This is a genomic window from Citricoccus sp. I39-566 (assembly GCF_031432995.1).
In the GTDB taxonomy this organism is placed as follows: Bacteria; Actinomycetota; Actinomycetes; order Actinomycetales; family Micrococcaceae; genus Citricoccus; species Citricoccus nitrophenolicus_A.
Genome location: NZ_CP133842.1, coordinates 828,317 through 852,564 on the forward strand (window position 1 = coordinate 828,317; position 24,248 = coordinate 852,564).

Genomic DNA, 24,248 nt, shown 5'->3' on the forward strand with positions numbered 1-24,248 from the left:
CGGCCCATTTACCCGCCAGTAACCGCCGAAACCGGGCCGGATTCGACCTCCAGTTGCTGCTGGGGGTCAGGGGCGGCGGCGGTGGTAGGCGCGCCGGGCCGCGAAGGACAACACTGCCACCACCCCGGCCACCACGGCGGTGACGCCGAACAGCAGGGTCCAGCGGCCGGCGTCGGCCAGGGGGCCGGCCAGCAGGGCACCCACCGAACTGCCGGCGAACAGCGCGGCGGCGAAGAGGGACACGGCCGTGCCGCGCAGCTGCGGCAGCACCACGGTGGCCCAGGACTGCAGGGCGGTGTGCATCAGCGCCCACGTCCAACCCAGGCCCGCGGCGGCGAACACCACGGTGCCGATCGAGACATGGAGCGCGACGGCGGCATACCCGGCCACCATGCCCAGCCCGCCCAGGGCGATGAGCCGGTGGGCGGGCCAGCGCCGCGCCAGCGGCCTCACGAGCCGGCTCGCCACCAGCGTGGCGGCACCGTAGGCGGCCACGGACAGTCCCGCCGTGGCCGCGTCCAGCCCCTGGTCCTGCAGGGCGGGGGCCAGCAGGGTGAGTAGTCCCAGCACCACGGCGCCCTCCACGAATGCCAGGGCGATGATCGCGAGCATCCACCCGTTGGAGACCGTCCGGGCCAGGGAGCGCCACAGGCCCTGGGCGGCGGGCCGCTCTGGCTCCGCCACCGAGCGCAGCGCCAGCAGGCAGCCTGCGGCCAGGAGCACGGGCAGCGCGAACATCACCCGCCAGCCCAGGGCGCCGCCCACCACGCCGGCCGTGGCCGTGGCGAGCGCGGTCCCCACGGCCACGGCGGCCATGTTGTCCGCCAGCGCGGACTGGCGGTGGTGGTTCGGGACGGTGTCCCCGATGAAGGTGATGGAGGTGGGGATGATGCCGCCGAAGAACGCGCCGGTCAGCCCCCGCCACAGGATGAGGGCCCCCAGCCCCGGGGCCAGCGCGGACCCCACCCCGGCCAGCCCGGCGCCCAGCAGGGCCAGGCGCATGACCCGCAGCCGGCCGTGACGATCGGAGAGCATGCCCCACACGGGCTGCGTGAAGCCGTAGGCGAGGAAGTACACCCCGGCCACGGCCACCGCCTGGGCCAGGGTCGCGCCGAGGTCCTCGGCCAGGAACACCAGCAGCGGGCTGACGGCGAAACGGTCGAAGCTCGAGGTGAAGGAGGCCAGCGCGATGGCGAACGGCGCGCGGGAGGGGCCGGGGCCGGCGTCGTGCATCCGGAGGTTTACGGGGGAGTCCACAACAGGCCAAGCTACGCCAGATCCACGACGGCGGCCGTCACCTTCGCAGCGAAGGTGACGGCCGCCGGTGGGGCAGGCGGGACGGATCAGTCCAGCATGAACACGTCCAGGACCTCCGGCTGCGCGTCCGGGTCCTTGGTGTCCAGGATGAACGACGTCACCGAGCCGGCCTGGGTGTCCAGGTTGGTGAAGACGCTGTAGTCGTTGGACGCCACGTACGGGGCGTCCTGGTCCGGGTCCACCAGGGACGCGAACGGGCGCTCGGACGGCACGATCGGCTCCAGGCCGCCCGGGCTGCCCTGCGCCACGTAGTTCTCGGCGTCCCAGGGCGCGCCCGGCAACGGCCGTGAGTCGCCGGAGAGCTCGTGGTAGGCGCCGTAGGAGTTGCCCACGTTGGAGGTCTCCAGGTAGTTCACGCCGTGCTCGGACTCGAAGCGGTTCCACAGGTGGGAGTGGCCGTTGAGGACCAGGTCCACGGCGGTGCCCTCGGCGTCGATCAGCGGGGTGAGGTCGGTGAGGAGCTTGTTGTCCGCCGCCTCGTACTCGTAGCGGATGCCGGTGACGTTGCCCTCGGCGTCCTTCTCCTCGATCCTGGTGGGCTCGGAGAAGTGCGGGGCCACGTTGTCACCCAGGCCCTGCGGGCCCTCGTGCATCATGACCACCACGTTCTCGGCGCCGGTGGTCTCCTCGGACTCCAGCTCCTCCTGCAGCCAGCGGTACTGGTCCGAGTCCACGGCCAGGCTCTCGAAGGGGAAGGAGCCGTGGCCCTGGGCCATCGGGTCGTCCAGGTTCGCCTGAGCCTCCTGGTAGCGGGTGTTCGCCTGGCGGGCGGCCGGGTCCTCGTTGTTGAGGTCCGAACGCCAGATGCGGGTCGAGTACAGCGAGATCAGGCGGGTGTTGCCCACGGTGGCGGCGTAGTACCGCTCGCCGCCGGCCTCGGACTCGGGCAGGGTGAAGAGCTCCTCGTAGGTGGTGGTGGAGAAGGAGTTGTCCTCGATCCACTGCTCCTTGACCTCCGTGTGGCCCTCGGGGTTGACCTCGTCGGCCACCTTCTCGTATTCGGCCTCGGCCACCTCGCGCGGCACCGGGGCGTTGAAGGAGGCGTCCAGGGAGTCCATGCCGTCGATCCGGCCCTGGACCTCGTGGTTGCCGATGGCGGTGTAGATCGGGGCGTACTGCAGGATCTCGCCACCGTTGTAGGTCTCGCCGTTCGGGGCCTCGAAGCCGGCGTTGCCCTGCAGGCCGCGGAAGAAGGCCAGGCCGTTCTCGGAGTCGAACCACTCGGAGGCGCGGTCCGGCACGTTGGCCAGGTCGCCGGCCATGAACACCGCGTCGATGTCACCGATGACGGTGTCGGCCCACTCCAGGTTGGCCGGGGTGTTGTTCTTGGCCTGGTGGTCCGAGGTCAGCAGGATGTTGGCGTCCTCGTCCGCGGTCTTGGCGTCCTCGAGGGCGAAGGTGTCCGAGAGCACGGGGGTGCCCTCGAAGACGGACACCACGCGGTAGTCCACCTCGCCGGCGTCCTCGAGGCCGGTCACGGTGGCCTCGTGGCGGAAGATGTCACGCGAGACGATCCCATCCTCCTCCGCCGGGGCATCCGAGAGCACGGAGTCGGCGTCCTCGGCGGTGCGGGACATCCGCATCGAGTCCGCCAGGGTCACGGTGAACTGGACGTTCTGCGCCTCGGACTGGAACACGCCGTTCGTGGAGGCCTCGGCCTGCTTCACGGCGGGGGCCAGGTCCTCGGCGGTCAGGCCGTAGACGTCCCCGGTGACCACGTAGTGGCGCTGGCCCTCGAGCTCGGTGAACCACGCGACGTTGGTCTGGCCGGCCTGCGGGTCCTGCAGGAACGGGTCGGTCAGCAGCACGGGCTCGCCGGCCGGCATCTCCGGCTCGGGGACCTCCGGCTCGGGAACCTCCGGGACCTCCGGTTCCCCGGGCTCGTCCTCGGTGAGGACCCCGTCCATGCGGCTCATCAGGGCGGCGACCTCGCCACGGGTGATGTTGTCGTGGGGCTTGAAGGTGCCGTCCTTGTAGCCGGTGGAGATGCCCTCGGAGGCCAGCCAGGTGATGGCCTCCAGGTGCGCGCTGGACTCGGCGACGTCCTCGAAGGTGACCTCGCCGGTGCTCTCCGGGTCGACGGCGCGGTACAGGAAGGAGGCGAACTCGGCGCGGGTGACGGAGCGGTTGGGCTGGAAGGTGCCGTCCTCGTAACCGGTGGTGATCTCCTCGGCGGCGCCCCACTCGATGGCCTCGAAGTGGGTCTTGCCCTCCGGGACATCCGGGAAGGTGGCCTCGCCCGGGGTGTACTCCGGCTTGAGGTAGCGGTACACGAAGGCCATGGACTCGCCGCGGTCGATATCCGTGCCCTTGCGGTAGGTGTTGTCCGCGTAGCCGGTGGTGATGCCGGAGCACTGCATCCAGCGGACGTCGTCGAAGAACTGCGAGCCGTGCTGGTTGTCCGCGAAGTGCTCCGCGGTGCACTCGGCCGCGGCCGGGGCGGCGGAGGGCTCTTCGGTGTTGGTGGCGGTGGCCGGCGTGGCCAGGAAGCCGATGGTCATGAGTCCGGCCAGGGCGGCCGCTGGAAGCTTGCGCTGCATGTGGGGCTCCGATTTCAGGCCTCGGGTGCCTGACCGTGCGAGAGTCAGGCGCGAGTGATGAGGGGCGTGGGGTTTCCCCCACCGTGACCCCGCCAGTCCATCGGCCGCCGTCAACGCGCAGGGGAGCGTTGGGTGAACTCCACACCAAGAACGGGGGACATCGCCGGAACACCGGAAAGGCCGGGACAGGCACCGTGACAGGCAGGAGCACGACGCCGGCCGGGCACCCGAGTGCCCGGCCGGACGCGGCGCTGGGGGCGGCGCTGGGGGCTGGCGTCGGGCCTCGGGCAGGTCAGGCTAGGCGGCCGCGGGTGAGCGCCGCGTAGTCGCGCGCGATCGTCGCGGCGGCGTTCTGCAACAGGGACACGTAGGGGCGGACGGGGGCGGCGTCGTTGGGGACGATGACCGAGAGCGCCCCGAGCACGTCGTCCTGGTGGCCCCGGAGCGGGACGGCGATGCCCCGGGCGGCGGTGTGGATGAAGCCGTCGTTGGCCACGTAACCGGCCCGGCGGATCTCGGCGAGCCGGTGACGGATCCGGTCCGGCTCGGTCACGGTCAGCGGCGTGTAGTGGCGGACGCCGCCGGCGATGGCCGCCTCCTGCTCCGCCTCCGGAAGCCAGGCCAGCTGGACCAGCCCCGAGGAGGAGGCCAGTGCGGGCAGGCGCTGGCCGATCACGGAGTAGTTCACCACCGCATCCGGAGCCGTGAGCCGCTCGATGAACAGGACGTCCTGGCCCACGAGGATCCCGATCTGGGCGTGCTGGCGCACGGCATGGTGGACCTTCTGCAGGTGGGGCAATGCCGCGGCCCGCAACCCGGCAGCCCCGGGGGAGCGGGCGGACCACTCCCAGATCCGGGCCCCGATCCGGTAGGTCCGGTCTGGTGAGCGCTCGACCAGGCCGAGCGCGGTGAGCTCTCCGAGTAGCCGGTGCGTGGTGGAGACGGGGCTGCCGGCGCGGGCCGCCAGCTCGGTGGCCGTGAGGTACACGGAGCTGGAGTCGAAGGCATCCAGCAGGTCCACGGCCCGGGAGAGGGAGGACCGGCCGGCGGAGGTTCTGGCCACGAGGATCCCTTTCATGTGGAGACGGAGCGTGCTCCCAGTGTGACATGACTCATAGTCGTTCCTGTCCCCCTCGACACCTAGGAGCACCCGATGACCTCTCGCCCGACCCCCGACCGCCGGCCCCGCACCCTGGTCTCGGCTGGCCTGCTCTCGATCGCCGCCCTGGCCCTGACGTCCTGCGGCTCCGGCTCGCCCAGCGGCGCCGGCGCCTCGGCCGAGGCGGCGGACTCCACGGCGCAAGCCGCCTCCGGGGAGCTGCAGGACGTCAGCATCGGCTACTTCCCCCTGGTGCACACCTCCACCATCGTCAACGCCGAGGAGGCGGGCTACCTGGAGGAGGCGGGGATCGACGCGGAGCTGGTCCAGACCCAGGGCGGCGCGGCCGCCATCCCGGCGCTGGCCTCCGGGAACGTGGACGTCACCTATGCCAACTACACCTCGGCCCTGCTGGCCGCCCAGCAGGGACTGCCGATCGTGCTGATCGCGGGCAACGACGTCGGCACCGACGACCACGGGATCTACGTGGACCCCGACTCCGGCATCGAGGGGATCGCGGACCTGAAGGGCAAGAGCTTCGCGGTGAACAACCTGCAGAACATCGGCACCGTGGCCCTCTACGCCCAGCTGGAGGAGGCCGGCCTCTCCCCGCAGGACGTGGAGGTGCTGGAGATGCCCTACCCGGACATGGCACCCGCCGTGCAGAACGGCAACGTCGACGCCATCTGGCAGGTCGAGCCCTTCCAGGTCGTCGCCGAGCAATCCGGTCTCGTGAAGATCGGCAACCTCTTCGACGGGCCGGCGGCGGACATGCCGGTGGCCGGATGGATCACCACCCGGGACTACGCCGAGGCGAACCCCGAGGTCATCTCCGGGCTGCGCGACTCCCTGGCCCGGTCCATCGAGGACCTGGACGGCAACCGCGAGGCCTTCGCCACCCTGGTGCCCGAGTTCACCACCGTGACCGCGGAGGTGGTGCAGGAGATCGACCTGCCCGTCTTCGCCGCCGAGGTGGACGTGGCCAAGGTCCAGGAGGGCGCGGACCTGATGCTCGAGTATGACCTGATCGACGAGGCCCTGGACGTCCAGGGCGCCACCTACTCCGACTGATGGGAGAAGCAATCATGACTGACGCGACCGTCACCCGCACTGCCCCTGCCACCGGGAACCCGCACGGCGAGCGCCCCACACCGCCGGCTGACGTCCCGGCCCCGCCCGCCGGAGTGGCGGTGGTGGACCACGACCCGTTCTCCGACGCCACCCTGACCGACCCCTACCCCATGCACGAGGCGCTGCGGGAGGCTGGACCAGTGGCCTGGATCCCGCAGTACGGCGTCTACGCGGTGGCCCGCTATGACGAGGTCGTGCACGTGCTGCAGCACCACGAGGTCTTCGTCTCCGGGCGAGGCGTGGGGCTGTCGGACTACCAGAAGAACAAGCCGTGGCGGCCGCCCTCGTTGCTGCTGGAGGCGGACCCGCCCCAGCACACCCGGGCACGCAAGGTGGCCACCTCGGTGTTCAACCCCAAGACCATGCGCCAGATCCGGGACGAGTTCCAGCAGACGGCGAACCGGATGGTGGACGCTCTGTTCGCGGAGACGGACACCGTGGAGATCGACGGCGTGGCCGACCTCGCCGCCGCCTACCCGCTGTCCGTCTTCCCCGACTTCATCGGGCTCTCCGAGGACGGGCGCGAGAACCTGCTGCCCTACGGGAACATGGCGTTCAACGCCTTCGGCCCGCAGAACCGCCGCTACGAACAGGCCATGGTGGACGGCGGCCGGGCGACCCCGTGGATCGCCGAGCAATGCGTGGTCGGGACGCCGAAGCCGGGAGGCTTCGGCGCCACCCTGCACGAGAAGGCCGCGGAGGCCGGCCTGGACGAGGACGAGGCGGCGCGGCTGCTGCGGTCCTTCCTCACGGCCGGGGTGGACACCACCGTGCACGGGATCGGCGCCGCCCTGCGGGAGCTGGCCGAACACCCCGAGCAGTGGGCCGCGTTGCGCGAGGACCCCTCCAGGGCTCGGGCGGCCTTCGACGAGACCGTGCGCCACGTGGCTCCCGTCCAGACCTTCTTCCGCACGGTCAACGAGGACACCGAGGTCTCCGGGGTGTTTCTGCCGGAGGGCTCCAAGGTACTGATGTTCCTGGCCGCCGCCAACCGGGACCCCCGCCACTGGGAGAACCCGGACACCTTCGACATCACCCGCCAGGCCTCCGGCCACGTGGGCTTCGGCTTCGGCATCCACTCCTGCGTCGGCCAGATCATGGCCCGGCTCGAGGGCGAGTGCCTGCTCGGCGCGCTGGCCCGGAAGGTCTCCATGATCCAGGTCATCGGCGAGCCGGAGCTGCAGCTGAACAACACCCTGCGCGGCTGGGAGCGGCTTCCGCTGCGGCTCACCGCGGCGTAGGTGCGGACGCACGCCAGGAACGACGGCGGGCCGTCCGGTCGGATCGGCAGGATCCGGCCGGGCGGCCCGTCGCGTGGGCGCCGGTGGTGGTCCCGGTCTACTCCTGGACGTCCACCACGAGTCCGTCGAGGCCGGCCTCGGCGTCCTCGATGATGCCGGCCTCCTCGGAGGCCTGCGCACCGCGCTGCATGGCCTGCTCGGGGAAGCCCCACCCGAACTTCGTCAGGATCATCGTCTCCGCCGTCTCGGGATCGATCTCCGTGAAGTTGGACAGCTCGGTCCGGAACTCGTCCGGGTGCTCGGTGGCGTACTCCTGGGACTTCTTGACGACCTCCACGAAGTCCTTGACGAACTGCGGGTCCTGGGCCCACTTCTGCTCCGAGGTCAGGTAGACGGCCGTGACGAAGTCCGGGTCCACGTCGATGTAGGGATCCGCGATCAGGCGATGACCGGCTTCCCGGGCATTGCCGAGGAACGGTTCCGAGGTGGAGATGGCATCCACGGAGCCACGCTCCAGGGCCGGCTGCATGTCCGGCAGGGCCAGCTCGAGGAAGTTCACCTCGTCGGGGTTGCCTCCGGCCTTCTTCACCGATTGGCGGATGGCCGCCTCGTGGAGTCCCTTGACCGCATTGACCGCCACGGACCTGCCCTCGAGGTCCCCGGCATCCTGGATGTCCGAATCCGCCGGCACCACGATGCCCCCGTGGTCGGCGCCGGGCTCGCCCGTCGTTCGCCCGCCCTCGGCCACGGCGATCACTGGCAGCCCCTTCTCGCGGGCCTGGAAGGCGTTGACGCTGCCGGTGTAGACCACGTCGTACTGGTCCTGCAGCAGGGCGGGGATGGAGATCGAGCTGCCGGTGGTGAACTGGATGTCGATCGTCATGCCCTTCTCAGCGAAGAAGCCCTTCTCCTCGCCGAGGTAGATGGCCGCCACGTCCACCACGGGGACGGCGGCCACCCGAACGGTCTGCAGGTCGCCGTCGGCCGCGGTGCCGGAGGAGTCGGAGGACGTGGTGGCCGAGCCGCTGCCGCTCGGCGCGCCCTCCGAGGAGGCGGCGCCGGACGTGGTGCCGGAACCGCAGCCGGTCAGCAACAGCATGGCGGCGGCCGCGGTGGCGAGGGTTGCGCGAAGTCTGTTCATGGGTTCCTGCCTTGGGTGATCCGGAGCGGGTCCGGCGGACCGTGACCGTGCGAGTCACTTTCCGAGTTGCAATTGCAACGAGTGTTGCACGTCACATACGATTCGACAAGTACTAAGAAATCTGTGACGTGGTGGTTCAGTGATGCTCGAGCGAAGGCGGGTTGTTCATCAGAGGAATGTTCTCGTACATCCGCCGGAGGAAGGACTGCAGCAGGGACCGTTCCTCATCCGAGAAGCCGTGCACCATCAGCTCAGCCCGCTCCAGGGCCGCCGGCAGGACCGCATCGTGGACCTCGGCGCCCTGGGGAGTCAGGAACAACCGACGGCGGGATCCGTCCTGCTCCCAACAGATGAGTCCCTTCTCCCGCAGCCGCTGGAGTCGTCGGCTGACCACGGACTTGTCCAGGGCCACCTGCTCCGAGATGTCCACGGCCTGGCACCCGGGGCGGTTGGACAGGGTGGACAGGATGGCGAAGTCCGGCGACGTGACCCCGAACCGCTCGTTGTAGAGGCGCGACCCGCCCCACACGTGGGCGTTGTCCACGAGGGACAGGTAGGCCGGGGGGAAGGTCTCCCGGTCGATCGTGTGCTTGAGTCGGGTGCGGATCGGTTCGGCGGCGGACGTCATGTGGCCCATCAAACCATCAGTAGTGACCATTCCAGAGACGAAGGACAGCATGAAGAAGCTCATGAACAACCCGCACGACATCGTGGTCGAATCCCTGACCGGACTGGTGCGGATGGATCCGCGCCTGCGGCTGCTGGAGGGCTCCCGAACGGTGGTGGAGGCCCACGCCTCCGAGCGCGGCCGGGTGGCTGTCCTCTCCGGTGGCGGTGCCGGACACGAGCCCGCGCATGCGGGATTCGTGGGATCCGGCATGCTGACCGGTGCGGTCTCGGGGGAGGTCTTCACCTCCCCCTCGGTGGACGACATCCTGACCGGCATCCGTGCGGTGGACTCCGGGGCGGGGGTGCTGTTGATCGTGAAGAGCTACACGGGCGACCGGCTGAACTTCGGACTGGCCGCGGAGCTGGCCCGCGCGGACGGCATCGACGTCCGGATGGTCGTGGTGGCGGATGATGTCGCCCTCGCCGGGTCCGACGACCATGCGGGGCATCGCGGTATCGCCGGCACGGTGCTGGTCCACAAGGTCGCCGGCGCCGCGGCTGCCGCCGGCCAGGACCTGGACGCCGCGGCCCGGGCCGCCCAGTCCGCGGCGGATTCCCTCGCCACCATGGGCGTGGCCCTGGGCTCGTGCACCGTGCCGGCCGCCGGAAGCCCGAGCTTCGAGCTCGGTGAGGACGAGGTCGAGTGGGGCCTGGGGATCCATGGTGAGCAGGGAGTGGAGCGCTCCGCCCTGGCCTCCGCGACCGAGACCGTGGACCGGCTGCTGTCCGCCTGTCTGGCCGTGGGACGGATTCCCGAGGCTGGCCGGGTCGCCCTGCTGGTCAACAACCTGGGTGGCAGCTCGGCGATGGAGATCTCCGTGGTGGCCGACGCCGCCCTGAGGTGGTTGCAGGCGCGTGGCCTCGACGTGGTCCGGGCCTGGTCCGGTGCCTTCCTGACGGCCATGGAGATGGAAGGGGTGTCCCTGTCCCTCCTTGCCGTGGACGACGATCTGCTGAAGCTCCTGGACGCCCCGGCCCAGACGTCGGCGTGGCCAGCCCTGTCCGGCAAGGTTAACGCCAAGCCGTTCCTGGCGGGACCGCCGGCCGAGGCACTCGCCCTGGATGGCCCGACGCTCGCCGGCGCCGGGCTGACGGTGCTGGAGGGCGTCCTGCAGGCGTTGCAGGAAGCGGAACCAGAGCTGACGGCCATGGACCAACAGGTGGGCGACGGCGACCTCGGTCACAGCCTGGACCGCGGTGCCCGCGCGGTGCTCCAGGAGCGTGCCGGCCTGCCGCGCCGTTCGGACCTGCTGCTGCGGCGGGTCTCCGCGCTGGCCCGCAAGAGCATCGGCGGCACCTCGGGACCGCTGTACGCGGTCTTCCTGCTGAAGGCCTCCGAGGCCCTGGCCGGCGTCGAGAGCCCGGGATCCGCTGACTGGGCGAAGGCGCTGACCGCGGGCCAGCAGGGGATCCAGGATCTGGGCGGGGCCCGCCCCGGAGACCGCACCATGCTCGACGCCCTCGCCCCGGCGGCTGAGGCCTTCGCGGGTGCCGGATCCGAACCGCTGCCCGTGGCCCTGCGCGCCGCCGCCGCCGCGGCGCGGGCCGGCGCCGAAGGCACCGCGGACATGGCCCCTCGTCGGGGCCGCTCCAGCTACGCGGGGGACCGCGTCAAGGGATACGTGGACCCGGGCGCCTGGGCCGTCTACCTCTGGTTGGAGGCGGCGGCCCAAGCGGTCTCCGACTGACGCGGCGCAGGACCCGCGCCCGGGGCGCTACTTCAGTGTCACCCGCATCGGCATCGCGGTGTAGCCGCGCAGCCAGTGGTTGAGCTTGCGCACGGGTTCGGCGGTGACCTCGAGCGAGTCCACGCGGGTGGCGAAGGCCGTCAGCAGGCACTCGGCCTCCATGCGGGCCATCATCTGCCCCACGCAGGCATGGATGCCGTAGCCGAAGGCCGCGTGGCCCCGGACGTCCCGGGTGATGTCAAAGTTCTCCGGATCGGTCCAGCGGCGCGGGTCCCGGTTGGCGGCCGAGAGGCAGTTGATGATCTTCTGCTCTGGTTCCAGCACCACGCCGCCGAACTCCGTGCGCGTCCCCACGGTCCGCCCGATATAGGGACTCGGGGCGTGGCAGCGCAGGGTCTCCTCGAAGACCCTGCGAGCCAGGGACGGATCCTCGCGGAGGGCGGACCAGGCCTCGGGGGTGCGTGACAGGGCCAGCAGGGCGTTGCCGATCCCGAGCATGGTCGTGTCCAGCCCGGCTGACAGGAAGGTCCGCACCAGCAGGCCGGCCGTCTCCTCCGTGATGGCGCCCTCGTCCGCAGCGGTGAAGAATCTCCCGGCCAACTTGGACTGGTCCAGGTTCTCGCGGCGCATCTGCCATTCCACGTACTCCGTGGCCTCGGCCGCCTGGACCACCGCCTCTTCGTAGAGCGCATCGTCCCGGGGGCCCATGGCCTGGAAGTTCAGGTTGGCATACTTCAGCAGGTACTGGCGCCCCTCGGGGGCCAGGCCGACGGCATCCGGCAGGACCCGCAGGGGATAGGCCTCGGCGAGGTCCGTGACGGCATCGAACTCTCGGCGGGCACAGACCTCGTCCACCACGGCGAAGGCCTCGGCCTGGAAGTCCTCCTTGAGCTGCTTGACGACCTTGAGGGACAGCACGGAGTTCATCAGCTTGCGCGTGGCCGTGTGCTGCGGCTGATCCTGTTCAAGGATCACGCTCGGTTTGCGCCAGTTCGCCTCCAGCGCGGTGTTCGTCAGGCCGGTGCCGTGCGAGGAGATGAAGGTCTCCTGGCCCAGGAAGATCTGCTCGACCAGGTCCGCCCGACCGGTGGCCCAGACGCCGTGGGATTCGAGCCAGACGATCGGCCCGGCCTCGCGGATCGCGTCCTCCACAGGGTGCGGGTCCTGCAGCGAGGGGACGGAGAAGGGATCCACATCGAGGGTGGGCGCGCGGCCGGTCACGGTGGTCATGGTCTCTCCTTCACCGGCACCGGGGCCGCTCGTTGCAATTGCAACTCAGTGTGCCATGAGTCACTTCCTCAGGCAATGTCCGCGGCCTTGCGCAGGCGCCGCCCCTCATCGATCCGGGCGATATGGGGGGGGGGGGGCGAAGTTCGCCTCGGCGAAGGCGACCATCTCGGTGATGCGGCGCGGGGGCCGGCGTCGGGCCTGGGGTTTGAGCCAGGCGATGTGGACGAAGACGTTGCCGTCCTCGACGTGCAGGGGGACCTCGACCACCGGGAGGCCGTCCACGGTCCATGGCGAGGCGTCCGGCTGGACCAGGATGGCCACCCCCAACCCCTTGCCCACGAGGGCGCGGGTCAGCGGGAGAGAGGACGTGACCCAGGCGATGCGCTCGTCGTCCTCCGTGGTGTCCAGGTCCCGGAGCGTGTTGGCCTTGCTGGGGGCATCGCCGAGCAGGATGATCTTCTCCGCGGTCAGGTCTCCCAGCGTCACGGAGGGCCGGTCCGCCAGCGGGTGGTCGGCCGGCATCAGGACGTAGGGCGGCCGCTCGAGGATGGGCTGATGGTCCACTTCGGGCGGAACCTCGTGGAGATAGGTGAACCCCACATCGATGGCACCGGAGGTCAGGCCGGCCATCAACTCGGCATGCTGGACCTCGACGAAGGACAGTTCCACCAGGGGGTGCTGCGCGGCGAAGTCCCCCAGGAGCAGGGGTAGGACATAGGGGGCCAAGGTCTGGTAAACGCCGATCGTCAACGGCCCGCGCAGCTGCCCGTCCCGTTCCTGCAGGATCCGACCGGCCTCCTGAGCGGTGTGGAGGACGATCCCCGCCTCGCGGTGCAGCTGGCGACCGGCTGCGGTGGGCCAGGCGCCCTGGGCCTTGCGGCGGACGAGGAGCCGCTGGCCGACCTGCTTCTCGAGCTCGTCGACGGCCGAGGACACCGAGGACTGGGCCGTGTGCAGGTCACGCGCGGCGGCGGAGAGGGACCCGGTGCGGATCACGGCATCGAAGATCTCCAGCTGGCGCAGGGTGAAGGGCAGGGCCACCGGACTCCTTATCGGTAAAAGTGATGATCTACCCCTAATCTTCCACGTTGCGCCGATGTGGTGTCCAGCACATTCTGGAGGTCACGCCACCCCTAGCAACCGGCCTCCGCCGGTCCGACCTACCCAGGAGCCCACCATGCCGACCATCACCTTCCATCAGCCCGACGGCGCGAGCCAGGTCCTGGAGCTGGAGAAGCCTGAGCGGATCATGCAGGCCGCCGTGAAGAACAGCGTCCCGGGCATCGTGGGCGAATGTGGCGGCCAGGCCATGTGCGCCACGTGCCACGTCTACGTCCGCGAGGACTACCTGGGCGCGCTGCCGGAGATCGGTGAGGACGAGGAGGAGATGCTCGAGGTCACCGCCTCCGAGCGCGATCCGGAGCGCAGCCGGCTGGGCTGCCAGATCGAGGTCGGCTCAGAGGGCCTGGAGGTCATCGAGGTCGACGTCCCGGAAGAGCAGGTCTGAGCCATGGCCACCCAACTGCCAGGAACCGTGATCATCGGCGGCGGCCAGGCCGGGCTGCAGGCCGCCGCATCCCTGCGCGAGGGCGGCTACGCCGGCCCCGTGACCATCGTGGCCGAGGAGCCCGGCCAGCCCTACCAGCGCCCGCCGCTGTCCAAGGACTACCTCAAGGACAGCGCTTCCGCCGGGCCCCTGCCGTTGCGTGGGCCGGCCTTCTGCGCGGAGCAGGACATCGATCTGCGTGCCGGTACCGCCGCCACCGGCGTGGACCGGCAGGCTCGGACCGTCACCCTCGCGGACGGCACGGTGCTGCCCTACACCTGCCTGATCTTCGCCACCGGGGCCCGCAACCGCGAGCTGCCCACCCCGGGCATCGACCTGCCCGGCATCCACGGCCTGCGCACCCTGTCCGATGCCGAACAGCTCGGCGCCGCCCTGGACTCGGCGCGGAACGTGGTGGTGGTCGGGGCCGGGTTCATCGGCCTGGAATTCGCGACGGCGGCCCTCGCCCGCGGCTGCCACGTCACCGTCCTCGAGTTCGCCCCCCGCCCCATGGGCCGGGCGCTGACCCCCCTGCTGGGGGACTGGTTCGCCGACGCGCACCGGCAGCTGGGTCTGGACCTGCGGCTCAACGAGGGTATTGCGGCCTTCGAGGCCGGCGACGACGGCCGGGTCGGCTTCGCCGTCTCGACCACCGGGGACCGGTACCCGGCAGACCTGGTGGTGGCCGGCGTCGGGGTCCAGCCCAACGACCGGCTGGCCGCCGAGGCCGGACTGCCGACGGCCAACGGGATCGTGGTGGACGCGAACCTGCGCACCGCGGACCCGGACGTTTACGCGATCGGGGACTGCGCGAACTTCCCGTGCGAGCATGCCGGCGGTCCGTTCCGCCTGGAGTCCGTGCAGAACGCCACCGACCATGCCCGGCACGTGGCGAAGGTGATCCTCGGGGCGGAGGAGCCGTACCGGGAGCTGCCGTGGTTCTGGTCCACCCAGGGCCCGTTCCGGCTGCAGATGGCCAACATCGTGCGAGCCGAGGACGAGACCGTGGTGGTCGGGGATCCGGACCCGGCGAACCCGAAGTTCTCCGTGTTCTGCTTCCGGGATGGTGTCCTGGCGGCCGTGGAATCCGTGAACCAGCCGGGCGACCACCTCGCCGCCCGGAAGATCCTCGCCGCCGGGATCGAGATCTCCCGTGAGGAGGCACTCACCGAGGGCTTCTCCCTGCGGGCCGCGTTCAAGGAGCGCCAGGGCCAGGTGGTCCCGGCCTGACCGCTGGTCTCTGATCGCATGCCACTGGGCACAAAGTGACGTGACCCCGTCCCTTGGGACGGGGTCACGTCACGTCGTGCCCGGAGGGTCAGGCCTTCAGCAGGCCCAGGGCGTGGGGCTCCTGGAACTCACGCAGGCCGATGGTGCCCATTTCGCGGCCGATGCCGGACTGCTTGATGCCGCCGAAGGGGGCGCGCTGGTCCAGCAGGGCCGGGCCGTGGGTGTTGTGGAAGACGTAGCCGGCCTGCAGCCGGGAGCCGATCTCGATGGCGGTCTGCTCGTCCGCGGTCCACACGGAGTTGCACAGCCCGTACTGGGTGTCGTTGACCAGGCGGATGCCCTCCTCCACGTCATCGAAGGTGATGATCGGGATGGTCGGCCCGAACTGCTCCTCGGTGACCACGCGCAGGGACGGGTCCGGGTCCAGCACCAGTGAGGGGCGCATGAAGTTCCCCTCGGCCCATTCACCGCCGGGCAGTTCGCCGAACTCGCGGACCTCGGCGCCGGAGTCCTTGGCCTCCTGGACCAGGGCCTGCACGTACTCGAGCTGGGCCTTCTGGTGGAAGGGCCCCATGGTGGTGGCTGGGTCCGTGGCCGGGCCGAGCGTGGTGCCCTCCAGTCGCCGGGTCAGCTCCGCCACCAGCTCGTCCCTCTTGGAGGAGTGCACGTAGATCCGCTTGGCGTTCATGCAGACCTGGCCGGTGGAGCCGAAGATGCCCATGAACAGCAGGTCCATCCCCTGCTCGGTGAACTCGGCGTCCTCGAGGATGAGCACGCCGTCATTGCCGCCGAGCTCGAGGGTGACGTTGGTCAGCGACTGGGCTGCCATGGACATGATGCGCTTGCCGCCGCCCACGGAGCCGGTGAAGCAGACCTTGGCCACGTCTTCGTTGGAGACGAGGGCCTCGCCGATCTCGGCGTCCTCGCCCGTGACCACGTTGAGCACGCCGGCGGGCAGCTTCTCCGCGAAGCGCTGGACGGCGCGGGTGGTGGCCAGCGGGCAGGAGGGCGGTGGCTTGACCACTACGGTGTTCCCGGCCATCAGGGCGTAGGGCAGGGAGGCGCCGAGGATGGCGATGGGCCAGTTGAACGGCACGATGATCGTCACCACGCCCATTGGCTGGTGCGAGATGCGCACCTCGGTGGGCGGCCCGGGGAGGGTCTCGACGGCGTCCACCTCACCGGCCAGCCCCACGGCCAGTTCGGTGCGCTGGGCCAGCCCCATCAGGTCGAAGGTGGACTCCCCGACGACCTTGCCGTTCTCCGAGGACAGGATGGCTGCCTCCTGCTCGGAGTTCTCCATGATGGTGCCGGCGGCCTCGGTCAGGCGGGCGCCGCGCTCAGTGGGGGACAGCGCGGCCCACGCCGGGAAGGCGTCCTTGGCGGCGGCCACGGCGGCCAGGGCCTGGTCCCGGGTGGCGGCCGCGGCCTGGCCGACGACCTCGGAGGGCTTGGCCGGGTTCGTGATGGTCAGGGTCTGGTCAGTGCGGTGCTCCTGGCCCCCGTAGTACAGGGGGGTGTTGGGCAGGCCCTGCGGCGCAGTGCCCCCAGCCTGGATGACGGTGCTGGTGTCAGTCATGATGCCTCTTTCGGGGATGGTGAATGCGGCTGAGGAGACGTGGAAATCCAACACATTCGGGGGGATGAGGGATTTTCCGCGGTGGGGCCGGAGGGCCCGTGATCGGACGCCGGATGGCGTGATTCACATCACTCTGATGATAGTGAACCAAAGCGGGTGGGTGCCCGTCAAGGATGCGGGGGCGGCCGCGCCGCGAATCGCCGCGACGTCCGGGCTTGCGGGAAATTTTGCCGCTGAAAGCCCATGTCAGATCGCTCTTCGTCCAGTTAGCGCAAGATTGAGAGAAATAACCCTTTACGTGGGGTGCCAGTGGGGTCTACTGTCTCGGGGAGACATAGATCACATCCCAGCGAAGTGACTGGGAACCGCTACTTCCCCGGGGGTATCCCTTGACGTCAACGATTGACCGGCCGGAGACCAGCGTCTCCGAGCTGGAAGACCTTTCCTATGAGCTGCGGGAGAAATTGCTCCTTCTCTGCGGCGAATATCAGGGTTCTGTCCACATCGGGGGAGACCTTTCCTGCGCCGACATTCTGACCTTGTTGTTCCAGTACGGCATGCACGTGGACCCACAGGACCTGCGCAACCCGGAGCGGGACCGCTTCGTGCTGAGCAAGGGCCACGCCGCCGTCTGCATGTACATCGCCATGTCCCTCCGCGGCTTCTTCGACTACCGCGAGATCGTGGACACCTACGGCCAGCTGGACTCCCCGTACGGCATGCACCCGTGTAAGGTGCAGCTGCCCGGCGTGGAGGTCTCCACCGGCTCCCTCGGCCACGGCCTGCCCCTGGCCACCGGCATGGCCCTGCACGCCCGGCGCAACGGCATGGAGCACCGCGTGTTCACCCTGATGGGGGACGGCGAGACCGGCGAGGGCTCGGTCTGGGAGGCCGCCCTGGCCGCCCACAGCAACCAGCTCGGAAACCTCGTGGCCTTCATCGACCGCAACCGACAGCTGATGACGAGCTTCGCAGAGGAACGCGTGAAGCTCGAGCCGTATCCGGACAAGTGGCGGGCCTTCGGCTGGAACGTGATCGAGGTGGACGGCCATGACCTCGGCGCCCTCGTGGCCGCCTTCGACTCCCTGCCCGCCCCGGACTCGGACACCCCCACGGTGGTCATCTGCGACACCGTCAAGGGCAAGGGCGTGGACTTCATGGAGCGCAACCTCGCCTGGCACGCCGGCTCCCTCAATGACACGGACCTGCAGCGGGCCCTGGCCTCGCTGGCCGACGGACGAAAGGCGGCGTGACCATGACCACCGCAGCACGCACCGCAGCAAGCGACCAGATCACCTCCTTCACCTTCGGGGAGATGCTGTCCTCCCGCACGGTGATCGGCCAGACTCTCAAGGAGCTCGGCGAGGACCATGACAACCTCTGGGTGCTCACCCCGGACATCGGGGCCACCCTCGTGGAGTTCCGGGACACCTTCCCGGACCGCTTCGTGGACGTCGGGCTCTCGGAGCAGGCGTGCGTGGGCATCGCCGCGGGATTGGCCTACGAGGGCAACATCCCCGTGGTCTCCGGCATGCTCCCGTTCCTGAGCATGCGCGCCCTCGAGCAGGTCCGCTCGGACATCTGCTATCCCAACCTGCCCGTGAAGATCGTGGGCACCCACGGCGGGCTGGTCGGCAACGGCGGCTCCACCCACTACGCCGTGGAGGACCTGGGCCTGATGACGTCCCTGGTCAACATGACCGTCACCTCCATCGGCGACCCGCTCATGGTGGGGGAGGTGCTGCGCCAGTCCATGTCCATGACCGGCCCGCTCTACATCCGGCTCGCCGTGGGCAAGAAGGACAAGGTGGTCTACGAGCCCGGCTCCGTGCAGATCGATATCGGCAAGGGCATCACCGCCCGCGAGGGCACGGACCTGACCCTCTTCGCCCACGGAGAGACCGTCTCCCAGGCCCTCGAGGCCGCGGAGGTCCTGGCCGCCGAACACGGGATCGAGGCCCGCGTGGTGGACATGTTCACCCTCAAGCCGATCGACGCGGAGCTCATCCAGCGCTGCGCCGAGGAGACCGGCCGCTTCGTGGTGGTGGAGGACCACCTGGCCTACGGCGGCCTGGCCTCCCAGATCTCCGATGTCATCGCGGACCGCGGCCTCCGCCTCGAGGGCTTCCGCCGCCTCGGCATCCCGCAGGTCTTCGCCGGCTTCGGCGAGGACACCGAGCTGCGGGACAAGCACGGCTACGGCCTGCAGGCCACCGTGGACGCTGCCCTGGAGACGGTCCAGGCGGTGACGGCATGACGGCCACGGCGCCGGCGACGGCCCCGGCCACCGGCGTGCAGCAGGTGGAGACCGTCGCGGTCACGAGGATCGGCAGCCTGACGGCGCACGACGCCGGCCAGCGCGGCTCGATCGGTGTGGTCACCTTCCCCGCGGACGAGGTGGGGCCCGAGGACGTGCGCATCACCGTGGCCTACGCCGCCATCTGCGGCTCCGACCCGCACCTGGCCGAGGGCTTCTTCGGCACCGAGGTGCCGATCGGGCTGGGCCATGAGATCTCCGGGGTGGTGGCCGAGCTCGGCTCCGGCGTCCGCCGCACCGACCTGAGGGTCGGGGACCGGGTCTCGGGCAACTTCGTCCGGTTCTGTGGCGCCTGCCAGCCCTGCCAGGACGGGCGCCAGCAGTTCTGCACGAACCTGCACGAGTACAACCGCCCGGGCATGGCCCGCTCGGTGGTCTGGCACGAGTCCCAGGTGTACCGGCTCCCGGATTCCGTCTCGCTGCTCACCGGCTGCCTGCTCGAGCCGACCTCCGTGGCCGTGCGGATCGCGGACAAGACCCGCATCCGCCCGGGGGACCGGGTGGCGGTCTGCGGCGGCGGGCCCATCGGCCAGCTGACCCTGCAGCTCATGCAGCGCTACGGGGCCACCGCGCTCACCCTGATCGAACCGATCGCCGAGCGGCGCGAGCTGGCCCGGCGCTTCGGCGCCCGCCACGTCATCAACCCGAACGGCGAATCCCTCCCCGAGCGCAGCCGGGAGATCACCGCGGGGGCGGGCTTCGACGTCGTGATCGATGCCTCCGGCTCCCGGCACGCCGTGGCGGGCCTGCTGGACCTGGCCGCCCCCGGCGGCACCGTGGTCTACGGGGCCATGTACCCGGAGGAGTACGTGCTGCCCCTGAACCTCTCTGACTACCTCTACCGCAAGGAGCTGACACTGACGGGCGTCTTCGTCTCCCCGTACACGTTCCCGCGGGCCGTGCGCCTGCTGGAGGAGCTGGACCTGGAGCCCTTCCTGCAGTCCGTCTACGACCTGGAGGACGCCGCCGAGGCCTTCGAGACCCACCTGGGCGGGGCCCATCCCAAGGTCGTCATCCGCTGCAACCGGCTGCCCGAGGACCCGGAGATCGGCCCGGGCCAGGCATGAGCACCGCCACGGCGGAGCCCCGTGCCGCGCAGACCGAGCGCCTGGCGCTGCGGGCCACCGGGATCTCCAAACACTTCGACGGGGTGGCCGCCCTGACCGAGGCCCGCCTCGAGGTCCGGCCCGGGGAGATCCACGCCCTGCTGGGCGAGAACGGGGCCGGCAAGTCCACGCTGATCAAGGTCCTCACCGGCGTGCACCAGCCCGACGCCGGCTCGATCGAGTCCGCGGGCGAGGAGGTCCAGTTCTCCGGGGTGCGGGACGCCCACCACGCCGGTGTGGTGGCGCTGTACCAGGAGACCTCGATCATCCCCACGGTCAGCGTGGCCGAGAACATCCTGCTCGGCGAGCGCACCCCGAGTTCCTCCGGGCTGGTGCGCTGGAGCGAGCTGCGCCGCGAGGCGCGGCGCCAGCTGGATCGCCTCAACCAGGGGCACATCCCCCTGCGCCGGCTGGCCGGACGGCTCTCGCCGGTGCAGCAGACCATGGTCTCGGTGGCCCGGGCGCTGGCCTCGGACGCCCGCGTGCTCATCCTGGACGAGCCGACGGCGGCGCTGACGGACACCGAGATCAAGGACCTGTTCTCCGTGCTGCGCGGACTGCGGGCGGACGGGGTCGGGATCGTCTACGTCTCCCACCGCCTCGAGGAGGTCTTCGAGCTCTGCGACCGCGTGACCATCATGCGCAACGGCCAGACCATCGTGACCCAGGACGTGGCGGAGATGACGATCGACGAGGTGATCTCCACCATGGTCGGCCGGCCCGCCGAGGACCTGTTCCCCGAGCGGGGCACGGCCACGGAACGGGTGGTGCTCACCGTGGAGGGGCTGTGCGGCAACAAGGTGCAGGGCCTGAGCCTCTCCGCCCACGCCGGCGAGGTCCTCGGCATCGGCGGCCTGGCCGGATCCGGCCGCAGCGAACTGATGCGCCTGCTGGCCGGGGACCAGAAGCGGACCTCCGGGACCATCAGCGTGGACGGCCGGGCCGTGCCGGGAACCGGGGGCGTGGGTCGTGCCCTGGACCGGGGCATCGCCCTGGTGCCGGAGGAGCGGCGCTCGCAGGGCGTCTCCGTGGGCGCCTCGATCCAGGACAACATCGCCGAGGCCAACCTGGAGAAGGTCAGTTCGGCCGGCTGGGTGTCCTCCCGCCGGGTCACCGAACTGGCCCGCCGCGGCATGGAGAACCTGCGCGTCAAGGCCCGCAGCCCGCGCCAGGCGGTGGGGCTGCTCTCCGGCGGCAACCAGCAGAAGGTCGTCCTGGCCAAGATGCTGGCCCGGAACCCCCAGGTGCTCTTGCTCGATGAACCGACCCGCGGCATCGACGTGGGCACCAAGGCCGAGATCTACCGATTGATCCGTCAGCTGGCGGCACAGGGAACCACCATCATCGCCGTCAGCTCCGAACTCCCCGAACTGATCGGCCTGTCCGATCGGATCCTCATCATGCATGAGGGACGCGTCTCCGGTGAGGTGCCCGCCGAGGGTGCCGACGAGGAGACGCTCCTGTCCTATTGCTACGGAAGGAACGCCTGAGATGGCCACCGTGACTCCCCCCGATACCGTGACCGCGGTGGCCGTGCCCGAGCAGCGCACCCCGCTGGTCCAGATGGTCTGGCAGGGCGGGACCATCATCGCCCTGGTGGCCCTCATCCTGATCTTCGGGGTGATGAGCCCCTCAGCCTTCCTGAGCCTGGGCAACCTGACCAATGTCCTGGCCCAGGTGGCCATCCTGACCATCATCGCCGCGGCCCAGACCATGGTGATGGTGACCGGGCACTTCGACCTGTCCGTGGGCACCACCGCCACCCTGTCCGGGGCGACCGCCTCCGCCCTGATGCTCAACGGCCTGCCGGTGCCAGTGGCGATCGTCCTGGGACTGCTCGCCGGATTGGCGGTGGGCATGATCAACGGACTGCTCGTGGCCTACCTGAACATCTCGGCCATCGTGGCGACCCTCGCGACCATGACCACCGTCGGGGGGCTGGCCTTCATCGTCACGGACGGCACCACGCTCTACGGCATGCCGGAGTCCTTCTTCTGGATCGGTCAGTCCCGGCCGCTGGGGATCCCCATGCCCGTGATCCTCGCCGCCGTGGTGGCACTCATCGTCTGGGTGGTGCTGCGGTACACCACGGTGGGCCGCCGCTGGTACGCGGTGGGCGGCAACCCCGAGGTGGCCCGGCTGTCCGGCGTCAACGTCCGCGGGAACGTGTTCTGGGCCTTTGCCCTCGCCGGACTGGCCTCGGGCCTGGGCGGCATCGTGCTGGTGAGCCGGCTCTCCAGTGCCAGCGCCACCAGCGCCAACGACTACATGATGCTCGCCGTGGCGGCCGTATTCCTCGGCATGACCATCGCCAACTCCGGCCAGGCCAACCTCGGCGGGACCCTGGTGGGAGTGGGCATCATCGGCGTCCTGCAGAACGGGCTGAACATCGTGGGCGTCAACACCTACATCCAGCAGGTGCTCACCGGCGTGATCATCGTCGGGGCCGTCCTGCTCTCGTCCTTCAAGTCCAAACACCGATAGGCCCCAGGCCCCTCACCCCGGATATCCCCATCCACCCCACCGCCGCCGCCTGGTGGCATCTTCCACAGGAGAAGACCATGCGTACATCACTGAAGATCACCGCAGGCCTGGCCGTCGCCGGGATGCTGGCCCTCACCGGGTGTTCCGGTGACGCCGGAGCCGGTGGCGAAGACAGCTTCAAGGTCGCCGCCTTCACCGCCGGGTACGGCACCCCGGCCGGCAAGGAGTCCCTGGACGAACTCGTGGAGAAGGGCAAGGAGAAGGGATGGGACGTCACCCTGTACACCTCCGACTTCGACTACGACAAGATCAACACCGACGTCCAGTCGGCCATCACCCAGGGGGCCGACGTGATCGTGGCCGGATTCCCGGATCCCCGCCAGATCGCTCCCCTGGTCAACGCCGCCGAGTCCTCCCAGATCCCGATCTTCTCGATCGACGGCGGCGTGGAGCCCAACGATGACTTCGTCCAGGACATCACCTTCGACCAGCAGCAGATCGCCGACCTCGGCCTCGGCGCCCTGGATGAGGCCATGGGTGGCCTTGAGGGCAAGGACGTCATGGTGATCGGGCACGATCCGCACGTGGGCATCATGACCCGCAGCAACATCGCCGTGGACGAGCTGGAGGCTGCCGGGGCCAACCTCGCCGGCGGCGAGATGAAGCAGGTCCTGAACCCGGGCACGTCCCAGGAGGAGACCCTGAAGTTCGTCACGGACTTCCTGCAGGCCAATCCGGACGGACTGGACGGGATCTGGACCGGCTGGGACCACGCCGCCCTCGGTGCCGTGCAGGCCATCAACGAGTCCGGCCAGGACGACATCTTCGTGACCGGTGTGGACGCCCTCGGCGCCGCCGCCGCGGAGATCGAGAAGGAGGGGCCGTTCTACGCCTCAGTCCTGCAGGACTGGTCCAAGGTCGTGGACATGACCGTGGAGAGCGTCGAGGCGTTCCGGGCGGACGGCACGCTGCCCGAGGAGGACTTCGTGGAGGTCGAGGCCGAGCTGATCGACCGGACCAACGTGGCCGACTACGAGCCCACGATGTGAGGACGCCGATGACCAGCACCGGCACGGCGACCACCACGCGCACCACCACCGGAACCGAGCGGCTGCTGGAGATCTTCTCCCTGCGGGGCGAGATCGCCGTGGTCACGGGGGCCTCCTCCGGGATCGGCCGCGCCGCCGCCGAGATCTACGCCGACGCGGGCGCCACCGTGGTGGTGCTCGGCCGGGACCGGGCCCGGCTGGACGAGGTCCGGGACGGCATCACCGCCGCTGGCGGCACCGCCCACGCCTACGCCGCCGACCTCTCCCAGCCCGGCGCCTTCGACGAGGCGCTGGAACGGATCGTTGCCGAGGTCGGCCGGCCCACCGTCGTCGTGGCCAATGCCGGCATTGCCGGCGGGGGCAGCTACCGGACCGACCAGGGGGCGATCGGGGCGTACGCGGACGAGGAGTGGGACCACGTGGTGGACACCAACCTCAACGGCACCTTCGCCACGGTGCGCGCCGCCGCCCGGGTGCTGCCGGAGAACGGCCGGATCCTCGTCACGTCCTCCACCGCCGGGCTGCGCACGGACCCGATGGTGTCCTATGCCTACGGGGCCACGAAGGCCGGCATCATCAACCTGGCCCGCCAGGCGGCGCTCGAGCTGGCGCCCCGGGGGATCCGCGTCAACGTGATCGCCCCGGGGCCTTTCAAGGGCACCCGGATCGGCGGGGACGCCGTGCTGGACGAGGCCGGCGAGCGGATGTGGGAGGAGACCATCCCGCTGGCCCGGATGGGCACCCTGGCGGAGATCCAGGCGCCCATGCTGTTCCTCGTGGCGCCCGGCAACTCCTTCGTCACCGGCGCCGTGCTCGCCGTGGACGGCGGGGCGCTGGCGCTCTCGCACACCATGTTCTGAACCACGCTCTGAACCACAACC

General features: G+C 70.1%; 20 protein-coding genes. 12 read left to right on the forward strand and 8 right to left on the reverse strand.

Annotation, left to right across the window (positions count from 1 at the left end; genetic code table 11):
* Nucleotides 1-66 precede the first annotated feature (66 nt).
* The 3 genes from RE421_RS03930 to RE421_RS03940 all read right to left on the reverse strand — a co-directional run bounded on the left by RE421_RS03930 (nucleotide 67) and on the right by RE421_RS03940 (nucleotide 4,920).
* The gene (locus tag RE421_RS03930) at nucleotides 67-1,257 is read right to left on the reverse strand and encodes an MFS transporter (protein WP_309814638.1); all 1,191 of its coding nucleotides are present in this window, start codon (nucleotides 1,255-1,257) and stop codon (nucleotides 67-69) included.
* Nucleotides 1,258-1,343: 86 nt separating this feature from the next.
* On the reverse strand, nucleotides 1,344-3,857 hold the full coding sequence (locus RE421_RS03935) for an S-layer homology domain-containing protein (RefSeq protein ID WP_309814643.1): 2,514 nt from the start codon (nucleotides 3,855-3,857) through the stop codon (nucleotides 1,344-1,346).
* 292 nt (nucleotides 3,858-4,149) lie between these two features.
* Nucleotides 4,150-4,920, reverse strand: coding sequence for an IclR family transcriptional regulator (locus RE421_RS03940; RefSeq protein ID WP_309814646.1), 771 nt, complete (start codon nucleotides 4,918-4,920; stop codon nucleotides 4,150-4,152).
* 90 nt (nucleotides 4,921-5,010) lie between these two features.
* Here RE421_RS03940 and RE421_RS03945 point away from each other — a divergent pair, with 90 nt between their 5' ends.
* Nucleotides 5,011-6,027: an ABC transporter substrate-binding protein gene (locus RE421_RS03945; RefSeq protein WP_309814648.1), complete on the forward strand. Its 1,017-nt coding sequence runs from the start codon at nucleotides 5,011-5,013 to the stop codon at nucleotides 6,025-6,027.
* Between the two features lie 14 nt (nucleotides 6,028-6,041).
* Nucleotides 6,042-7,328 carry a cytochrome P450 gene (locus tag RE421_RS03950; RefSeq protein ID WP_309814652.1) on the forward strand — a complete coding sequence of 429 codons (1,287 nt, stop codon included), beginning with the start codon at nucleotides 6,042-6,044 and terminating at the stop codon, nucleotides 7,326-7,328.
* A 97-nt stretch (nucleotides 7,329-7,425) separates the two neighbouring features.
* Here the strand turns inward: RE421_RS03950 and RE421_RS03955 are convergent, their stop codons facing one another.
* Nucleotides 7,426-8,469, reverse strand: coding sequence for an ABC transporter substrate-binding protein (locus RE421_RS03955; protein ID WP_309814656.1), 1,044 nt, complete (start codon nucleotides 8,467-8,469; stop codon nucleotides 7,426-7,428).
* A 136-nt stretch (nucleotides 8,470-8,605) separates the two neighbouring features.
* A complete protein-coding gene (locus RE421_RS03960; protein ID WP_309814659.1) occupies nucleotides 8,606-9,106 on the reverse strand; it encodes a MarR family transcriptional regulator in 501 nt (166 codons plus the stop codon).
* Nucleotides 9,107-9,146: 40 nt separating this feature from the next.
* Between RE421_RS03960 and RE421_RS03965 the strand changes: the two genes are divergently transcribed.
* Nucleotides 9,147-10,826 (forward strand): dihydroxyacetone kinase family protein, encoded by a 1,680-nt coding sequence (locus RE421_RS03965; RefSeq protein ID WP_309814662.1) that lies wholly within the window; start codon nucleotides 9,147-9,149, stop codon nucleotides 10,824-10,826.
* 27 nt (nucleotides 10,827-10,853) lie between these two features.
* Here RE421_RS03965 and RE421_RS03970 read toward each other — a convergent pair whose 3' ends face one another.
* Both RE421_RS03970 and RE421_RS03975 read right to left on the reverse strand, forming a co-directional pair.
* Nucleotides 10,854-12,056, reverse strand: coding sequence for a cytochrome P450 (locus RE421_RS03970; RefSeq protein ID WP_309814666.1), 1,203 nt, complete (start codon nucleotides 12,054-12,056; stop codon nucleotides 10,854-10,856).
* A gap of 105 nt (nucleotides 12,057-12,161) precedes the next feature.
* Nucleotides 12,162-13,097 (reverse strand): LysR substrate-binding domain-containing protein, encoded by a 936-nt coding sequence (locus RE421_RS03975; protein WP_309814670.1) that lies wholly within the window; start codon nucleotides 13,095-13,097, stop codon nucleotides 12,162-12,164.
* Nucleotides 13,098-13,233: 136 nt separating this feature from the next.
* Between RE421_RS03975 and RE421_RS03980 the strand changes: the two genes are divergently transcribed.
* Both RE421_RS03980 and RE421_RS03985 read left to right on the forward strand, forming a co-directional pair.
* Nucleotides 13,234-13,563, forward strand: a complete 330-nt coding sequence (locus tag RE421_RS03980) for a 2Fe-2S iron-sulfur cluster-binding protein (protein ID WP_309814671.1) — start codon at nucleotides 13,234-13,236, stop codon at nucleotides 13,561-13,563.
* A 3-nt stretch (nucleotides 13,564-13,566) separates the two neighbouring features.
* Nucleotides 13,567-14,832: an FAD-dependent oxidoreductase gene (locus tag RE421_RS03985; protein WP_309814674.1), complete on the forward strand. Its 1,266-nt coding sequence runs from the start codon at nucleotides 13,567-13,569 to the stop codon at nucleotides 14,830-14,832.
* Nucleotides 14,833-14,920: 88 nt separating this feature from the next.
* Here the strand turns inward: RE421_RS03985 and RE421_RS03990 are convergent, their stop codons facing one another.
* Entirely contained in the window at nucleotides 14,921-16,411 is a 1,491-nt protein-coding gene (locus RE421_RS03990; protein WP_309814675.1) for an aldehyde dehydrogenase family protein, read from the reverse strand.
* A 464-nt stretch (nucleotides 16,412-16,875) separates the two neighbouring features.
* Between RE421_RS03990 and RE421_RS03995 the strand changes: the two genes are divergently transcribed.
* The 7 genes from RE421_RS03995 to RE421_RS04025 all read left to right on the forward strand — a co-directional run bounded on the left by RE421_RS03995 (nucleotide 16,876) and on the right by RE421_RS04025 (nucleotide 24,227).
* Complete coding sequence (locus tag RE421_RS03995; protein ID WP_309817070.1) at nucleotides 16,876-17,664, forward strand: transketolase; 789 nt, start codon at nucleotides 16,876-16,878, stop codon at nucleotides 17,662-17,664.
* A gap of 2 nt (nucleotides 17,665-17,666) precedes the next feature.
* Nucleotides 17,667-18,668 carry a transketolase C-terminal domain-containing protein gene (locus RE421_RS04000; protein ID WP_309814678.1) on the forward strand — a complete coding sequence of 334 codons (1,002 nt, stop codon included), beginning with the start codon at nucleotides 17,667-17,669 and terminating at the stop codon, nucleotides 18,666-18,668.
* The gene (locus tag RE421_RS04005; protein WP_309814681.1) at nucleotides 18,665-19,795 is read left to right on the forward strand and encodes a zinc-binding dehydrogenase; all 1,131 of its coding nucleotides are present in this window, start codon (nucleotides 18,665-18,667) and stop codon (nucleotides 19,793-19,795) included. Before RE421_RS04000 ends, RE421_RS04005 begins: the two co-directional genes overlap by 4 nt.
* Nucleotides 19,792-21,324, forward strand: coding sequence for a sugar ABC transporter ATP-binding protein (locus RE421_RS04010; RefSeq protein ID WP_309814684.1), 1,533 nt, complete (start codon nucleotides 19,792-19,794; stop codon nucleotides 21,322-21,324). The genes RE421_RS04005 and RE421_RS04010 overlap by 4 nt, the downstream gene beginning before the upstream one ends.
* Nucleotide 21,325: 1 nt before the next feature.
* On the forward strand, nucleotides 21,326-22,318 hold the full coding sequence (locus RE421_RS04015) for an ABC transporter permease (RefSeq protein WP_309814687.1): 993 nt from the start codon (nucleotides 21,326-21,328) through the stop codon (nucleotides 22,316-22,318).
* Between the two features lie 77 nt (nucleotides 22,319-22,395).
* Nucleotides 22,396-23,367, forward strand: a complete 972-nt coding sequence (locus RE421_RS04020) for a sugar ABC transporter substrate-binding protein (protein ID WP_309814691.1) — start codon at nucleotides 22,396-22,398, stop codon at nucleotides 23,365-23,367.
* Nucleotides 23,368-23,375: 8 nt separating this feature from the next.
* Nucleotides 23,376-24,227 carry an SDR family NAD(P)-dependent oxidoreductase gene (locus tag RE421_RS04025; RefSeq protein ID WP_309814694.1) on the forward strand — a complete coding sequence of 284 codons (852 nt, stop codon included), beginning with the start codon at nucleotides 23,376-23,378 and terminating at the stop codon, nucleotides 24,225-24,227.
* The last annotated feature ends 21 nt before the right edge of the window (nucleotides 24,228-24,248 follow it).

Excerpts from the sequence above, each read along its gene's own strand:
- RE421_RS03965 (WP_309814662.1), top strand. The coding sequence starts at position 9,147 with ATGAAGAAGCTCATGAACAACCCGCACGACATCGTGGTCGAATCCCTG.
- RE421_RS04025 (WP_309814694.1), top strand. The coding sequence starts at position 23,376 with ATGACCAGCACCGGCACGGCGACCACCACGCGCACCACCACCGGAACC.
- RE421_RS04000 (WP_309814678.1), top strand. The coding sequence starts at position 17,667 with ATGACCACCGCAGCACGCACCGCAGCAAGCGACCAGATCACCTCCTTC.
- RE421_RS04005 (WP_309814681.1), top strand. The coding sequence starts at position 18,665 with ATGACGGCCACGGCGCCGGCGACGGCCCCGGCCACCGGCGTGCAGCAG.
- RE421_RS03985 (WP_309814674.1), top strand. The coding sequence starts at position 13,567 with ATGGCCACCCAACTGCCAGGAACCGTGATCATCGGCGGCGGCCAGGCC.
- RE421_RS03990 (WP_309814675.1), bottom strand. The coding sequence starts at position 16,411 with ATGACTGACACCAGCACCGTCATCCAGGCTGGGGGCACTGCGCCGCAG.
- RE421_RS03950 (WP_309814652.1), top strand. The coding sequence starts at position 6,042 with ATGACTGACGCGACCGTCACCCGCACTGCCCCTGCCACCGGGAACCCG.
- RE421_RS03970 (WP_309814666.1), bottom strand. The coding sequence starts at position 12,056 with ATGACCACCGTGACCGGCCGCGCGCCCACCCTCGATGTGGATCCCTTC.
- RE421_RS03945 (WP_309814648.1), top strand. The coding sequence starts at position 5,011 with ATGACCTCTCGCCCGACCCCCGACCGCCGGCCCCGCACCCTGGTCTCG.
- RE421_RS03955 (WP_309814656.1), bottom strand. The coding sequence starts at position 8,469 with ATGAACAGACTTCGCGCAACCCTCGCCACCGCGGCCGCCGCCATGCTG.
- RE421_RS03960 (WP_309814659.1), bottom strand. The coding sequence starts at position 9,106 with ATGGGCCACATGACGTCCGCCGCCGAACCGATCCGCACCCGACTCAAG.
- RE421_RS04020 (WP_309814691.1), top strand. The coding sequence starts at position 22,396 with ATGCGTACATCACTGAAGATCACCGCAGGCCTGGCCGTCGCCGGGATG.
- RE421_RS04015 (WP_309814687.1), top strand. The coding sequence starts at position 21,326 with ATGGCCACCGTGACTCCCCCCGATACCGTGACCGCGGTGGCCGTGCCC.
- RE421_RS04010 (WP_309814684.1), top strand. The coding sequence starts at position 19,792 with ATGAGCACCGCCACGGCGGAGCCCCGTGCCGCGCAGACCGAGCGCCTG.
- RE421_RS03935 (WP_309814643.1), bottom strand. The coding sequence starts at position 3,857 with ATGCAGCGCAAGCTTCCAGCGGCCGCCCTGGCCGGACTCATGACCATC.
- RE421_RS03980 (WP_309814671.1), top strand. The coding sequence starts at position 13,234 with ATGCCGACCATCACCTTCCATCAGCCCGACGGCGCGAGCCAGGTCCTG.